This window comes from Bacteroides uniformis (assembly GCF_025147485.1).
Classification (GTDB): domain Bacteria; phylum Bacteroidota; class Bacteroidia; order Bacteroidales; family Bacteroidaceae; genus Bacteroides; species Bacteroides uniformis.
On the sequence record NZ_CP102263.1, the window covers coordinates 3,093,975 to 3,109,967 of the forward strand.

At 50.7% G+C, this 15,993-nt stretch carries 9 protein-coding genes; 5 read left to right on the forward strand and 4 right to left on the reverse strand.

Annotated elements, in window-relative coordinates:
• Positions 1-142: 142 nt before the first annotated feature.
• The 5 genes from NQ510_RS12260 to NQ510_RS12280 all read left to right on the forward strand — a co-directional run bounded on the left by NQ510_RS12260 (position 143) and on the right by NQ510_RS12280 (position 9,589).
• Positions 143-343: a winged helix-turn-helix domain-containing protein gene (locus NQ510_RS12260; protein ID WP_005828272.1), complete on the forward strand. Its 201-nt coding sequence runs from the start codon at positions 143-145 to the stop codon at positions 341-343.
• Between the two features lie 124 nt (positions 344-467).
• On the forward strand, positions 468-2,249 hold the full coding sequence (gene lepA, locus NQ510_RS12265; protein WP_005828274.1) for a translation elongation factor 4: 1,782 nt from the start codon (positions 468-470) through the stop codon (positions 2,247-2,249).
• A 39-nt stretch (positions 2,250-2,288) separates the two neighbouring features.
• Positions 2,289-3,608, forward strand: coding sequence for a Na+/H+ antiporter NhaA (gene nhaA / locus NQ510_RS12270; protein WP_005828276.1), 1,320 nt, complete (start codon positions 2,289-2,291; stop codon positions 3,606-3,608).
• A gap of 191 nt (positions 3,609-3,799) precedes the next feature.
• A complete protein-coding gene (locus tag NQ510_RS12275) occupies positions 3,800-6,079 on the forward strand; it encodes a sensor histidine kinase (protein ID WP_005828279.1) in 2,280 nt (759 codons plus the stop codon).
• A gap of 108 nt (positions 6,080-6,187) precedes the next feature.
• Entirely contained in the window at positions 6,188-9,589 is a 3,402-nt protein-coding gene (locus NQ510_RS12280) for a TonB-dependent receptor (RefSeq protein ID WP_005828280.1), read from the forward strand.
• Between the two features lie 99 nt (positions 9,590-9,688).
• Here the strand turns inward: NQ510_RS12280 and NQ510_RS12285 are convergent, their stop codons facing one another.
• From NQ510_RS12285 to NQ510_RS12300, 4 genes are all read right to left on the reverse strand, one after another.
• Positions 9,689-10,774 (reverse strand): endonuclease/exonuclease/phosphatase family protein, encoded by a 1,086-nt coding sequence (locus tag NQ510_RS12285; RefSeq protein ID WP_005828281.1) that lies wholly within the window; start codon positions 10,772-10,774, stop codon positions 9,689-9,691.
• 9 nt (positions 10,775-10,783) lie between these two features.
• Complete coding sequence (locus NQ510_RS12290; RefSeq protein WP_005828282.1) at positions 10,784-11,740, reverse strand: D-2-hydroxyacid dehydrogenase; 957 nt, start codon at positions 11,738-11,740, stop codon at positions 10,784-10,786.
• 90 nt (positions 11,741-11,830) lie between these two features.
• On the reverse strand, positions 11,831-13,102 hold the full coding sequence (locus NQ510_RS12295) for a replication-associated recombination protein A (RefSeq protein ID WP_005828284.1): 1,272 nt from the start codon (positions 13,100-13,102) through the stop codon (positions 11,831-11,833).
• A gap of 12 nt (positions 13,103-13,114) precedes the next feature.
• Positions 13,115-15,700, reverse strand: coding sequence for a DUF5686 and carboxypeptidase-like regulatory domain-containing protein (locus NQ510_RS12300; RefSeq protein WP_005828287.1), 2,586 nt, complete (start codon positions 15,698-15,700; stop codon positions 13,115-13,117).
• Between the last annotated feature and the right edge of the window lie 293 nt (positions 15,701-15,993).

The window sequence follows — 15,993 nt, forward strand, 5'->3', positions numbered from 1 at the left end:
AACTTTTTTACCCCTTAGTAAGAAAAAAAGTGCCTAATAACGTGTTGTATAACATAAATATACCTATCTTTGCAGCGATATAAAAACACCGACATCTCTATCTTTGGAGATGAGGATAACGTTTAACTAAAAGCAAATAGAAATGTTAAAAGAAAAAGCTGGTAATGTTGCAGGACAGATTTGGACTGCACTGAATGGCACAGATGGCTTGACTCACAAGCAAATCAAGAAAGCAACTAAACTGATCGACAAGGACTTCTTCCTGGGATTGGGCTGGTTGTTAAGAGAAGACAAGGTCTCTACTTCTGAAGTGGAAGGCGAATTGTTTGTAAAGCTGAACTAAGCGAGGAATTGATTGGAATGTTATAAAAAGATGCGTTGGTACATGAATATGTTATCAACGCATTTTTTTTATTTGCTCTGTTTTCACTATCTTTGCGCACCCAATTAATAGATAGTTATTGACAATGAAGAATATACGAAATTTTTGCATTATTGCCCATATCGACCACGGTAAATCAACTTTGGCAGACCGTCTGCTGGAATTTACCAATACTATACAAGTAACTAACGGACAGATGCTGGATGACATGGACCTTGAGAAGGAAAGAGGTATCACCATCAAGAGCCATGCCATACAAATGGAGTATACCTATAAAGGTGAAAAGTATATTCTGAACTTGATAGACACTCCGGGACACGTGGACTTCTCGTACGAGGTGTCACGTTCCATTGCCGCTTGTGAAGGAGCCTTGCTTATTGTAGATGCTTCGCAAGGAGTGCAGGCGCAGACCATTTCAAACCTCTATATGGCGATTGAGCATGATTTGGAGATTATTCCCGTCATCAACAAATGTGACATGGCAAGCGCCATGCCCGAGGAAGTGGAGGACGAAATCGTCGAACTGTTGGGCTGCAAGCGTGATGAAATTATCCGTGCTTCTGGCAAAACAGGCATGGGAGTGGAAGAGATTCTGGCTGCGGTCATTGAGCGTATCCCTCACCCGGAGGGTGACGAGGAAGCTCCGTTGCAGGCGTTGATTTTCGATTCTGTCTTCAATTCTTTCCGTGGTATCATTGCATATTTCAAGATAGTGAACGGTGTGATTCGTAAAGGGGATAAAGTGAAATTCTTCAATACAGGCAAGGAATATGATGCGGATGAAATCGGAGTGCTCAAAATGGAAATGATGCCACGTCCGGAGTTGCGTACGGGGGATGTGGGCTATATCATCTCGGGTATCAAAACCTCTAAGGAAGTGAAAGTAGGTGATACGATTACGCATATTGCCCGTCCTTGCGAAGAGGCCATCGCCGGTTTTGAGGAGGTAAAGCCGATGGTTTTTGCTGGTGTGTACCCCATCGAGGCAGAAGATTTTGAGGACTTGCGTTCTTCTTTGGAGAAGTTGCAGTTGAATGATGCTTCGCTGACTTTCCAGCCTGAGTCTTCATTGGCTTTGGGCTTTGGTTTCCGTTGCGGTTTCCTTGGGCTGCTCCATATGGAGATTGTGCAGGAACGCCTTGACCGTGAATTTGACATGAACGTTATCACCACCGTGCCCAACGTTTCCTACAATATCTATGACAAGCAGGGAAATATGACTGAAGTGCATAACCCCGGCAGCATGCCCGACCCTACCATGATAGACCGTATTGAGGAGCCTTATATCCGCGCCTCGGTGATTACCACTACTGATTACATCGGCCCTATCATGACTCTTTGTCTGGGCAAGCGTGGCGAGCTGGTGAAGCAGGAATATATTTCAGGTAACCGCGTAGAAATATACTATGACATGCCTCTTGGCGAAATAGTTATCGATTTCTATGATAAATTGAAGAGTATCTCTAAGGGATATGCCTCTTTTGACTATCATCCCAACGGTTTTCGTCCTTCCAAACTGGTGAAGCTGGATATTTTGCTGAACGGTGAGCCGGTGGATGCTCTTTCTACCTTGACACACTTTGACAATGCCTACGAATTGGGACGCCGGATGTGCGAGAAGTTGAAAGACCTGATTCCGAGACAGCAGTTCGATATCGCCATTCAGGCTGCTATCGGTGCCAAGATTATTTCCCGGGAAACGATTAAGGCTGTGCGTAAGGACGTAACGGCCAAATGTTATGGAGGTGACGTGAGCCGTAAACGAAAATTGCTTGAGAAACAGAAGAGAGGTAAGAAGCGTATGAAACAGATTGGTAATGTGGAGGTACCTCAGAAAGCGTTCCTGGCAGTCTTGAAGCTGGATTGATGTCGAAAGGATGAAATCTTAAATCAAATATACTTCTTTATGATTATTTTACGTACTGTGAAAAACTTCTCGTCGCTGAATATAGCGGCGAGCATCTTGCTGTTTTTGATGGCTATTTTGGCGGCCGTTATTGCTAATTCGCCGATGGCTCCGTTGTATCAGGGCTTTCTTTTGCAAGAACTGCATCTGCGCATCGGAGACTTTAATTTGTTCTCCCATGGCGGTCATCCGTTGAAAATGATTGAGTTTATAAACGACTGCTTGATGACTGTTTTCTTTCTGGCTGTGGGGTTGGAGATAAAGCGGGAACTGCTGGTGGGTGAACTTTCTTCCTTTCGTAAGGCTTCTTTACCCTTTGTAGCGGCATGTGGCGGTATGCTGGTGCCGGTCATTGTCTATTCACTTTTGGTCGTTCAGGGTACTCCGGAAACGCGCGGTATGGCTATACCGATGGCTACGGATATTGCTTTTTCATTGGGTGTACTCAGTCTGCTGGGTAAACGGGTGCCTTTGAGTCTGAAAATTTTCCTGACGGCATTTGCAGTGGTCGATGATATTGGCGGCATTCTGGTTATTGCCATTTTCTATAGTTCCGAAGTGGCATACGGATATCTTATTGTAGCTGCTGTCCTTTATTTCTTCCTTTACTATATGGGGAAATTCGGTATGACACAGAAGATATTCTTCCTGCTTATCGGGGTAATTATTTGGTATTTGTTCCTTCAGTCGGGCATTCACAGCACTATTTCCGGAGTGATACTGGCCTTTGTAATACCGGCCCGTCCCCGTTTGGATGCCGGGAAATACATTAAACGCATCCGCGACATTATCGGTGATTTTCCGGTTACCAAATCAGATAATATTATATTGACCAATGAGCAGATTGCCACTCTAAAACAAGTGGAGCGCGCTTCTGATCATGTAATTAGTCCTTTGCAATCCCTGGAAGACAATTTGCATGGTGCGGTAAACTTTGTGATACTGCCGCTCTTTGCCTTTGCCAATGCCGGTGTGGTGTTCAGTGGAGGCGGTGGCGTTGTTGGAGCTGTTAGTATAGCGGTGGCTGCAGGATTGCTTCTTGGCAAGTTTATCGGTATTTTTCTGTTTACCTGGCTGGCGGTCAAGAGTGGTTTGTCCTCAATGCCTCCGGGAATGAATTGGAGAAGTGTTGCCGGAGTATCCTTGTTGGGGGGTATTGGCTTTACGGTATCTTTATTTATTGCCAACCTTTCTTTTGCAGGAGAATATCCGGATCTGCTGAACCAGGCGAAGTTTGGTGTATTGCTGGGAACGATTGTTGCCGGTATGTTGGGATATATGGTACTGAATGCGGTGTTGCCGAAGGTTAAGAACAAATAGATCTCCACTTTGGAATACTGGACGAAGAATCGGTTCTTTAGGGATATTCGGTAAATCCTCTGAAAGATAAGTTGGGATGTGTCAATGATTTAAGAAAACGTATTCTTTGTTACAGAAACAGAAGAAATAGTCCATTATTCTTAAAAAACATTCGTATCTTTGCTGGTACAAGTCGAAAGGACCTTCCGGATATGAAGCAAACAACGGTAGTTACCGTATATATATTGACGCTTTCCCTCTGCCTCGTGTGGTGTGCCTGCCCCGCCCATGCGGAGACGCGGCACATCGCACTGATACACTCTTTCGAGCCGGGCTATCCGCCTGCCACGAAAGCTCTGGAACTGCTGCAGAAAGAGTTCCGCCGTCTCGGCTTGGACTGCGATGTACGCGAATACTACCTGGACTGCGACCGCTACATGGAGGAGGTGGAGAACTTCCGCATGGCCGGCTTCGTGGACGACCTCTCCGCTTGGGGAGCCGAGCTAATAGCCGTGCTCGACGACCAGGCTGCCTATGCGCTGATGGCATGCGGGCATCCGCTGGCGCACGAAATACCCGTCGTGTTTAGCGGTGTGAACTATCCCAACATCTCCCTGCTCCTGCAATATCCCAACATCACGGGCTATGCCGACACGCCCGATTACCTGCGCACCATCCGCATGATAGAGAGTATCATGGGCAAGGCACGCATCTGTCTGATGAACGGCCAGACTTTTCTGGACCGCAAGATATGGCACGCGCTGAACGAACAGTGCGAAGGGCAGGGGCCCGACATCGTGACCTCCGCCCAAGGCTTTTACTTTGCTGGTTCCTCCTATCACTGCGTGCGCGAGGGGGAGACTATCAGCCCCATACTGAAACGGCAGAACATAGACATGCTGCTGGACACCACGAAGATTGTGCGCATGACGAGCGACTCCATAGCGATACGCCATCTGATGTGGCTGGGACGCGGCGACAACACGTTGCTGCTCTATACCAAGCGGGACTATACCACCAAGCGCGTGGGCATGCTCTTTGACAATCCCACGTTTCAGACCATCAACGAGGGCTTCGGCTTTGCCGACTACTTGCTGGGAGGATATTTCACCCCGCTGGAGAGCCAGATAAGATACATGGCGACCGGTATCAAGGAACGCCTCGAAGGGCGGATGCCCCGGCAGCAGGTGACGGAATGCGCTAAGCAGTACGTGCTGAACTGGCATGTGCTGCAGAAGTATGGCATCCCGCTCGAGAGCATTCCGGTGGAGTACACCGTGATGTACATCCCTTTCTCGGAGCGCTATCGTTACCATATACTCGTAGGCTCCATTCTGGGCGCTGTCTTCGTGCTGACGGTGATAGTCTTGCTCTCTTTCAGCCTACTGCACGAACGCAGGCGCAAGCGTGAGGCACTGCGAAACCTCCTCTACGAGCATGAGACCCTCTGCCTGGCCATCGAAGGAAATTCTACCTACGCCTGGCGACTGGAGGGAGATTCCGTGTCCTGCGACTCGCAGTTCTGCGAGCTTATTCACCACCGCTCCGGTCGTCTTCTGCTCAATGAAATCACTCCCTACATCCATCCCGGCGACTTACCCGTTTTCCGCAAGAACATAGCGTCAAGGCACGAACGTACGCACCACAAGGGACAGTACCGCTGTAACTTCACCGGCGAGTTCCAGTGGTGGGAGTTCAGCTACAATACCATCCACACCCCCGGACACGCACCCATCATAGCCGGACTGCTGCAGAACATCCAGGAACTGAAAGACCACGAGCAGGAGCTGATAGAATCCCGCGAGCTTGCGGAGCAAGCCGAACTGAAACAGTCGTTCCTCAATAACATGAGTCACGAAATACGCACTCCGCTCAATGCCATTGTCGGCTTCTCGGACATGCTGGCTAACGAGCCGGAGTTCTCCGACGAAGAGCGGCAGGAGTTTGTGGACATTATCAACACCAATACCAAACTGCTGCTGAAACTGGTGGGCGATGTGCTGGAACTGTCGCGCATCGAGTCGGGTAACCTCTCGTTCATCTTTCAGCGGGAGAGTGTGCGCCAGCTGCTCGATGACGTCTATCAGACGCATAGCCTGCTTATCCAGCCGCCGTTGCAGTTCCTCAAGGATTTCCCTCCCGAAGATGTGCAGGTGAATGTAGATCCCATGCGACTGACACAGGTACTCACCAACTTCCTGAACAATGCCAACAAGTTTACGAAAGAAGGCAGCATCCAGCTGGGGTATTGTTGTCCGTCCGGCATGAGCGAGGTACATCTTTATGTGGAAGATACCGGCATAGGCATTCCGCACAGCGAGCAGAAGATGATTTTTGAGCGTTTCTACAAGCGTAGCGAGTTTTCCCAAGGCGTCGGGCTAGGCTTGTCCATCTGTGTGCTCATCGTCGAAAAGATGGGAGGACGCATCGAACTCCGCTCCGAGGAAGGTCGTGGAAGCCGTTTCACGGTGGTGCTGCCTTGTATTGAATAAATCCTTAAAAAAATGTAATCATATTGTAATGTTCTTATATATAATTTTGCGTATCTTTGCCAGTGTTTTAAGAAATATAACGTTTTAGGAACTAATTTAAAAGACATTATGTTAAAGAGAGTAAGAATTGCACTGACAGCGTTACTGCTACTGGCTGCCGTAGGTGTAAATGCGCAGGTCACCACCGCCTCTATGGCAGGTAAGGTGACGGATGCAAGTAATGAGCCCATTATCGGCGCCACTGTACAGGCTGTTCATCAGCCTTCCGGTTCGCGCTACGGAACCGTGACCAACGTCGATGGACGCTATTCTATCCAGGGTATGCGCACTGGTGGTCCCTACCGGGTGGAGATTTCCTATATCGGCTATCAGACGGTTATTTATAAGGACATCACCCTTCAGCTGGGTGAGGTATACAACCTGAACGTAGAGATGAGTGAATCTTCCGAGTTGCTGAACGAAGTGATTGTGACGGCTGCCAAGACCAAGTTCACTGCTGAAAAGACGGGTGCCACTACCAACATCTCTTCTGCACAGATAACGCAGCTTCCCACCGTGAACCGCAGCATCAGTGACATTGCCCGCCTTTCTCCCTATGCCAACGGCATGAGTTTTGCCGGCGGTGACGGACGTTCCACGAACTTCACTATCGACGGTGCCAACTTCAACAATAACTTCGGACTTAGTTCCAACCTCCCCGGCGGCGGCAACCCCATCTCCATGGATGCCATCGAAGAGGTGCAGGTAGTGGTGGCTCCCTTCGACGTGCGCCAGACGAACTTCATAGGCGGCGGCATCAACGCCATTACCAAGAGTGGTACGAACACGTTCAGAGGTACTGCCTATACCTATTACCGCAACCAGGACATGCGCGGTAACCGCATCAACGGCGAGGACCTGGGAGCACGTTCCGACGAGTCCAAGACTACCTACGGCTTCACGCTGGGCGGTCCTATCATCAAGAACAAACTGTTCTTCTTCGTAAACTACGAAAAGGAGAAGACTCCGGGAGAGGTTATAAAGTATCGCGCGCGTGAGGACGGTGAAGAGGCAAAAGGTATGGTGTCCCGTACGCTGAAGTCGGATATGGAGAAGGTGTACAACCATCTGAAGGACAAGTACGGCTACGACGCAGGCTCTTACACAAGTTTTCCTGCTGACGAGGAGAACACCAAGATTCTGGCCCGCATCGACTGGAACATCACGGACCGCCATCGCTTGAGCCTCCGCTACAACAATACGAAGAATACGGCTTGGAATGCCCCGAACGGTAACTCTTCCGATACGGGATATCGCTTGAACAATACTTATCGCGTAGGTACGCAGTCTATGGCGTTTGCCAACAGCATGTATTCCATGGACAACAAGGTGCAGTCTTGGGCGACAGATTTGAACAGCCGCTTCACCGATAAGATTTCCAATCAGTTGCTGTTCACCTACACCAATATAGAGGACATGCGCGGCACCAATTCTTCTCCTTTCCCCTTCATCGACATCATGGCAGGCAAGGACGAGAATGGAAACCAGATTCTGGAACCGTACATGAGCGCCGGTTACGAGTTGTTCACCTACAACAACGGTGTGAAGAACAAGATTACGAACATTACCGATAACTTCACCTTCTTCACCGGTAACCACAAGCTGACGGCAGGTCTTAGCTATGAGCACCAGTTTGCCAACAACGCCTATATGCGTAACGGTACGGGATATTACCGCTATAACAGTCTGGAAGATTTCCTGAGTGGCGCAGCTCCCGAATCATTCGCTTTGACTTATGGCTTCAACGGTGTGGCCAACCCCAATGCTCAGGTTACCTTCAACCAGCTTGGTTTCTATGCCCAGGATGAATGGAACCTCGGCAACAGTCTGAAACTGACCTACGGTATCCGTTTCGACAACTTGATGTTCGACAACGACGACCTCCAGAGAAACGATGCCATCTATGAGCTTGACTTCGACGGGCAGCACATCGACACTGGCAAGTGGCCGGATTCCAGATGGCAGATTTCTCCCCGTATAGGTTTCGTTTGGGACGTGTTCAAGGACAAGTCGCTGAAAGTACGTGGAGGTACGGGTGTGTTTACCGGACGTCTGCCGTTGGTTTTCTTCACCAATATGCCGACCAATGCTTCTATGGTACAGAACTCCGTTACCTTTAAGACCCAATATGACAATGGAAAGGTGGTGGGCCATGATTCCCGTCTGGACCAGTTGGCAGGCGGCATGATTACGGACATGAACCAGATAATCGACAAGTTCAACCTCCCCACCACGATTGAGAAACACGTGGCGGGAAGCAAGATTTCCGGTGTGGCTCAGGACTTCAAGATGCCGCAGGTGTGGAAGTCGTCTATCGCGGTGGACTATCAGGTACCCGTATCTTTCCCCTTGACCGTGACGGGAGAGTTCATGTTCACGAAGAATGTGAATGCCGTTACCATCAACAACATCAATATCAAGAACCCCGACGAATGGAAGTACAATAAGCTGACCACCGTCAAGGGCGCTGATGGAAAAGACGTGACAACTACGGAACTGTTGCATACGGGTATGCAACGTTTCAATGGTGCGGATAACCGCATGGTGTACTCTTATTCTCTTTATGACAACCCCGACAAGAATGTGAAATATGCAGGCGACTTCGTGCATTACAATGGCAAGAATGCCGTGGTACTCGACAATACATCCAAAGGCTACGGCTATACGGCAAACATCACGGTGAATGCCCAGCCGGTGGATGACTTGATGCTGATGCTGGCCTATACGCACACGGAGTCCAAAGAAGTTTCCGGTCTTCCGGGCAGCGACCCTATCTCCACTTGGCAGGGATTGAACACGATTGATGGTTCCAATTATGTGGATGCACAACGGTCACAGTATGTGGTTCCCGATAAGGTGATTGCTTCTGTGGGCTACTACATCCCCTTCAGACACAAAGGCCTGCTTCGCGGCACACACCTGAATCTGTTCTATTCCGGCTATTCTTCCGGCGGTTACAGCTTCTGCTACACCAACGACATGAACGGCGATGGTATCAACAACGACTTGATGTACATTCCGAAGGACGATAGTGAAATCAACTTCAAGACAGAGGAAGACCGCGTTGCCTTCTGGAAATTCGTAGAGCAGGATTCGTACTTGAAGAATCACAAAGGACAGTATGCCGAGGCTTATGCTGCCCGCGCTCCGTGGGTGCACCGCTTTGACTTCCGTCTGCTGGAGGATTTCGAATTCAAGATTGGCAAGACCAAGCATTGCTTCCAGTTGAGTTTTGACATCATGAACGTGGGTAACCTCATCAACTCCAAATGGGGTATCTCCAAGACCAATACCGTTTCCAACAGCAACCGAATCCTGAAGTATGAAGGGGTGAAGAGCGCCACTGACCTGACTCCGGTATTCTCCATGTATAAGGTGAACGGTGAATATCCTACCAAGACTTACGACACCTATCAGAACTACAGCGAATGCTGGAAGTTGCAAGTCGGTATCCGTTACGTGTTCAACTAATCGGGTGCAGATAACCTCCGTTGAATGGCAGAATATGATAAGGCAAGGGCTGTTCCGGGATTTCCGGGACAGCCCTTATTATTTTTGGCTTTCTTTACTTTATTGTATTTCAACCTCCATAATCACTGGATTGTGGTCGCTGCACAAATCCAGGTCCGGAGAGTAGTATTCGATACCCTTCAAGCTAGGGGAGTGGAAGATGTAATCAATACGCAACATGCGTTTGGCATAGCGGTAGGTGTACATGTATCCGTTTCCGGCAGTGCGGAATCCGTCTTTGAGGGTTTTCCTCAAATGATGGTAGGTGTAGGAGGAAGGTATTGAGTTGAAGTCGCCGCATAGCAGCACGGGATAGGGGCTGGTCTTAGCGTAGTGGCTGATGACGTAAGTCTGCGTGGCCCGCTTCATGAAGTTTTCGTGCAGGGTGCCTGCGGCATCTTTGGCTGCCTGGACTTCGCGGCGGGTGTCGTCGGTGGCCAGCTCGCGTTCCCACTTCCTGCGCTTCTGGCTAACGCTGGTGGTCTGCAGGTGGTTGTTTATCAGACGTATGGTATCCGTACCCATCACTACATCGCACATCATGCTACAGTTGGAGCTGTGCTGGTAAGTGATGAAACGGTGGTTCGCCAATGGATAGCGGCTGAATACGGCGATAGGCAGTACGCCCTTGACGGAGTCTTCAGAAGGGATGAGCGCGTGTGACCAATGCGAGAGTACGCGCCGTATGCTGTCTGTGGGGAAATCGCTGTTGTCTCCGAACTCCTGGAAGCACAGCACATCCACGCCTTCCTGCTGCATGTACCGGGCTATCTCCTTGCAGGAATAACCGGTAATCTCACCTCCGAAGTTGTGTATGTTGTAGGTGGCTATCTTCAGATACTTGCCTGCCGGGGTTTTGTCTTTCGGCAGATGGAGCTGGAAGACAGACGTCAGATATCCCCAGTTGCAGAAGAATGCCACCAGCGGAACCAGTGCCCAGCGCTTACGGGCCAATGCCCAGCAGAGTGCCGTTATCAGATTGACAATCAGGAGTACGGGCACTGCCAGCCCCAGTAATGGCATGATGACGGAATCGACCGGAGCTACATTTCCTGAGAAGGCTGCCATTATGGTGATGGTGGCCAAGACGAATGTCGCTGCTATCAGACAGATGTAGAACAGACCTTTTACGGCGGACTTTCCCATGTTGTTTGCTTATTTATTCACTACGTTCACCGGCTTGCCGTCTTGGTAGGCCTTGATGTTCTCGAGCATAATCTGCATGAGGCGTTCGCGCGCGGCGGTGCTTGCCCAGGCAATGTGCGGAGTGATGTAGCAGTTGCGGGCGGAGAGCAACGGATTGTCGGCACGGGGAGGTTCTTGCGAGAGTACGTCTACGCCGGCGGCATAGATGGTACCGTTGTTAAGTGCATTGGCAAGGTCTTGTTCGTTGATGAGAGGGCCGCGTCCGGTATTGATGAGAATGGCGGTGGGCTTCATCAACCGAAGCCGTTCTGCATTCACCATCTCGCGGGTGGAGTCGGTGAGGGGACAGTGCAGACTGATGATGTCACATTCGCGGAACAACTCGTCCAGCTCCATCTTGCGGATTTCGGGAGGAAGCTGGAAGTTGGTCTTGGAGGTGTAGGCACATACCTTCATACCGAAGCCGATGGCGATGCGGGCGGTGGTGAAGCCGGTGTGGCCCAGGCCTACGATTCCAAGCTTCTTTTCGCGCAGTTCGATGAGAGGCGTGTCCCAGAAGCAGAAGTCCTTGCTTGCTGTCCAGCGGCCCCGGTGCACCTCTTCAGAGTGGTGTTGCACTTGCTGGGTGATGTTCAGAATATGGGCAAAGACCATCTGGGCAACGGAGTCGGTGCTGTAGGCGGGAATATTGGTGACAATGATGCCGCGTTCTTTGGCAGCGGCGGTGTCTACGATGTTGTATCCGGTAGCCAGCACACCGATGTATTTCAGTTCGGGCAGTGCCGCCATGTGCTCGGCGGTGAGCACGGTTTTGTTGGTCAGCAGGATTTCTGCACCAGCGGCGCGTTCCAATACTTCCGCAGGGGCGGTGCGGTCGTAGATGGTGCACTCGCCCAAGGCTTGCAATTCGTCCCAGCAGAGGTCGCCGGGGTTGGCGGCATAGCCGTCTAATACTACTATATTCATGGAGTTATGAGTTATGAGTTATTTGTTGTGGGGATTTTCTGTATCCGACTTTTAATCTCTAATTTTCAATTTTTAATTTGAATTGATAGTTTACCATTTCTTTTCCTCTCCCCAGAGTTGCTGCATCCGTTCCTTATGCTTTTGCTCGGCAGGGTTGAGTTGTGGCTCCCAGATACGGCGGTCTTTCAATTCGTCGGGCAGGAATTGCTGCTTGACGAAGTTGCCGGGGTAGTCGTGGGCGTACTTGTACTTCTCGCCGTAGCCCAACTGCTTCATCAGCTTGGTGGGCGCATTGCGCAGGTGCAGGGGGACGGGGAGGTTGCCCGTTTCGCGTACCAGTTCCAGGGCATTGTTGATGGCCATATAGGCTGAATTACTCTTGGGGCTGGTGGCAAGGTATATGGTGGCTTCTGCCAGGGGGATACGTCCTTCGGGCCATCCCACTTTCATCAACGTGTCGAAGCAGGCGTTGGCAAGTAGCAGCGCGTTGGGGTTGGCCAGTCCGATGTCTTCGGAAGCGGAGATGACGAGGCGGCGAGCTATGAAGGCAGGGTCCTCACCGCCTTCTACCATGCGTGCCAGCCAGTAGATGGCGCCATCCGGGTCGCTGCCGCGAATGGATTTGATGAAAGCGGAGATGATGTCGTAGTGCATCTCGCCGTCCTTGTCGTAGGCAAGAGGGTTCTGTTGAAGGCGTTCGGTCACCATGTCATCCGTGATGAGGACAGGGTCGGTGGCTTCGGAATCTATCACCAGTTCGAGGATGTTGAGCAGCTTGCGGGCGTCTCCTCCGCTGAAGCGGAGCATGGCAGTGGTTTCTTTCAGTTCTATTTTCCGTTCCTTCAGCACGGTGTCCGTGGTGATGGCGCGTTGCAGCAGTTCCAGCAGGTCGTCCTTCTCCAGTGACTTCAGGGTATAGAGCTGGCAGCGGGATAGTAGCGGGCGGATGACCTCGAACGAAGGGTTCTCCGTGGTGGCGCCTATCAGCGTCACGGTGCCTTGCTCCACGGCTCCCAACAGCGAGTCTTGCTGCGACTTGCTGAAACGGTGTATCTCGTCGATGAAGAGGATGGGACTGGCTTGCGAGAAGAAGCGGTTGCTCTTGGCACGCTCTATCACGTCGCGTACATCCTTCACACCGCTGGTCACGGCACTAAGTGTATAGAAAGGGGTTTCCAGCTTGTTGGCGATAATCTGTGCCAGGGTTGTCTTTCCCACTCCCGGAGGGCCCCATAAGATAAACGAAGAGATACGTCCTGCATCAATCATCTTACGCAGCACTGCACCCGGTCCCACTAAATGTTTCTGACCGATATATTCATCTAATGTTCTTGGTCTAAGCCGTTCTGCTAATGGTTGCATAGTATGTAACTCTTAAAAAATCATTAATATCATGAAGCGTATACCGCCCTTCTTCACTCCCGGTATATCCGTATAGGTCAGTCGGCGTACATATTCTATGTGGAGCAGCTTGAAGATATTGTAGATACCTACACTGGCTTCCACATAGGGAGTCTTGCCCATGACGTGGCTGGTGGGTACACCGTCGCGCATGGGGAAGAGGAACAAGTCGGGATTGTTGCTCTTGTATGGGTTGTTCTTGTCCGTCAGCGTGCCCCACAGACCACGGATGCGGAACATCTCACGCCACTTCAGCTTCTTGATGAGCGGGATGCGGTTGAAGAGTTTTCCGTTCATGTCGTAGCTTAGGTTGAGGGAGGCGTAACGGTCGTTCAGGAACTCCATGTTGTTGATGAGGTTGAAGGACTCGTTGTTCTGCGTGATGTACGAGAGGTTTGCCATCGGTAGGTTCAGCAGGGGGAAGGGAACGGTGTTCCATTGCGCACCGGCACGTGCCGTTACGTCCAGCTTGCCCCACGAGCCGAGCCAGAAGCGCTTCCGGATGCTGGCTTCCGTCAGGTTGAAGTTGTACTCTCCACCCAGCACGCCCTTGAATCCGGCGGTGTGGGAGAGGGTGAAGGTGGGCGCATCCAACGATACGGGCACGCGGCGCTGTTTGGTGTTGACGAAGGTTTCGCCGGGAGCGTAACGCAGGGTCACACCCAGCTCGGTAGTGGTGATGTCGTGCACCAGCGTATTCTTTTCATCCCACTGTCCGGGTGTTTCTCCGTTGTTCTTCCAGTATTGCAGTTGCCCCGCAGGCTGGTCGTTGCGGTGGCGTGCCATGGCCTGTACGGAGAAGCCGGTATTGGTTTCCAGCTCGTAGGTCAGCGTGGCATCGCGCATGTAGGACATCTGGTCTACCGTGGTCCATTTCCAGCCGACAAATAAGTTGTCCTTGTCCGTGGCGAGGTACTTGTCCATGGGAGACATCACGTCGTAGGTGTACTTGAAGGCGATGTAGTGCTTCGGGAACTCCCACAATACGTATTCGCGTTTGTTGAAGGAGTAGGCCACCTGCCCGGAGTAGAACCATTTCTTGTCCTTGGTTCCGTAGGCGCCGTAACCGCTCAGGCTCCAATGCGGGTCGAGGTTACCGGTTGTCATACCGCTCAGACGGAAACGGGTGCCGTTGACGTAGTTGCTGGTTATCATTGTATTGATAGGACCGAAGTCGAACTTACTGGGATGTTTCTTGCTGCCCGTTTCCACGAAGTTCTCAATCAAGGCTTTCGCTCCGAAGATGACGTACTTGAAGCCGGGAATCTGTTCGATACGGTTCATGAATACGTCCATCGTGCTCTCCTTCTTGGTGAGAGGCACTTGGCGCACTTTCGCCCAATACTCGTCGCTCTTGGCAAGCATGTTCGCCTCCTTGATGACATTTCCTTTCAGGCGGAAGAGGCGGGGTTCTATCTCTGTGAACTGATAGTCGCTGTACTTGGTGGTCCGCTGTACTTCCAGGCCTTGGATGCCTTTCACAAAGTGCAGTTCCACGGTCATGTCGTCATCGGTCAGCACCCAGTTTCCGTCGGGCAGTTGTTCGAACTGCTGCACGATGTCGAGGTTTTCCACGAAGTTGACACCCGTCTTCTTGGGCAGGTTCATGGTACATTTCTTCACGGCATAGGTGGAGTCCTTCACCACGTAGAGGTGCCCCGTGAAACCGAAGTCCTGTGGGTTCTGGGGAACGAAGGTGAGGTGCACGCACTCCTGCCTATCCACCATGAGCGTGTCCATCAAGTAGTATTTGTAGAAGCTGATGGCTCCGCGGCCGATGGGGCTGACGAAGCGGCGTTGCAGCAGGCGGATGTCGTCGTCGTAGATGTTGATGTCGGAAAATACGTCCGTAAGGATGGTCCCCAGCATGTCTCCGGTGTTGAAGAACTCTTCGATACCGGCGGAGTTCATACCTTCGATGATGGTCTTTTCGCTTTTGGGGCTTTTACGGAAAATGGTCTTGCTGGCCGTCTCCTTGATGGAGATGGGCAGAATCATTTTGTTGGTCTTGGGTGATACCTCCACCTGGTCTTTGAAGAAGGAGAATTTCTTGTAGATGCCTTTCTCCATTTTGTCAGGGGTGACGTCGTTGAGCGACATCTTCATCTTTTCGTACTTCTGGTACTGGTAGTAGTCGTTCTCTTCCAGTTTCAGCGCCTTCTTGTTCTCGATGACCTTCTTCATGAACTCCACGGCGGGGTTGTTCTTGCGGGAATATTTCTCCTTTTTGGGCTTCACCACGACCTCGGAGAGCATGATGTCATCCGATTGCAGTTTGACGTTCAGCACCCGGGTGCCGGGTTTCAGTTTTACTTTCTTGGTGATATAGCCTACGGCGGAGAACGTCAGCTCATCCCAGCCTTTGCGGGTTTCCACCTGGTATTCACCGTTTGCGTTGGAGATGCCGCCTACACCTTTCCCTTCATACTGTACGGTGATGTACATCAGCGGTTCGTTCGTGAGGGAGTCTGTGATGACACCCTTTATCTGGGCGGATGCGCTGATGGAGACGAACAGTGACAGCAGGAAAAGGGCGTAAATTGTATATCTTTGCTTCATAAGTTACAGATAATTCGGGCGCAAAGTTAACAAATTAAGGTTAATCAAGAAGCAAATATAGACTAAAGAAACGGGAGATATGGTTAAATGAACGTGAAAGTCGTATGTCTTGTTTGTCGGATACAGATAAAAAACGTACAGAATCCTTATAGAAAAGTTGCCGGATATAAAGGATAAAGTTGCACAACGTATGGAGAAAGTTCTATCCCAAGCCTTGGGATAGAAAAGCCCAAGCTTGGGATAAGCGTCCGTAGGTTTGGGATAGACGTTTGCAAGCTTGGGATAGAATTTAT

Bases quoted from the DNA above. Each gene is read 5' to 3' on its own strand.
- NQ510_RS12280 (WP_005828280.1), top strand. From the start codon at position 6,188: ATGTTAAAGAGAGTAAGAATTGCACTGACAGCGTTACTGCTACTGGCT.
- NQ510_RS12295 (WP_005828284.1), bottom strand. From the start codon at position 13,102: ATGCAACCATTAGCAGAACGGCTTAGACCAAGAACATTAGATGAATAT.
- lepA (WP_005828274.1), top strand. From the start codon at position 468: ATGAAGAATATACGAAATTTTTGCATTATTGCCCATATCGACCACGGT.
- NQ510_RS12300 (WP_005828287.1), bottom strand. From the start codon at position 15,700: ATGAAGCAAAGATATACAATTTACGCCCTTTTCCTGCTGTCACTGTTC.
- NQ510_RS12290 (WP_005828282.1), bottom strand. From the start codon at position 11,740: ATGAATATAGTAGTATTAGACGGCTATGCCGCCAACCCCGGCGACCTC.
- NQ510_RS12260 (WP_005828272.1), top strand. From the start codon at position 143: ATGTTAAAAGAAAAAGCTGGTAATGTTGCAGGACAGATTTGGACTGCA.
- NQ510_RS12275 (WP_005828279.1), top strand. From the start codon at position 3,800: ATGAAGCAAACAACGGTAGTTACCGTATATATATTGACGCTTTCCCTC.
- nhaA (WP_005828276.1), top strand. From the start codon at position 2,289: ATGATTATTTTACGTACTGTGAAAAACTTCTCGTCGCTGAATATAGCG.
- NQ510_RS12285 (WP_005828281.1), bottom strand. From the start codon at position 10,774: ATGGGAAAGTCCGCCGTAAAAGGTCTGTTCTACATCTGTCTGATAGCA.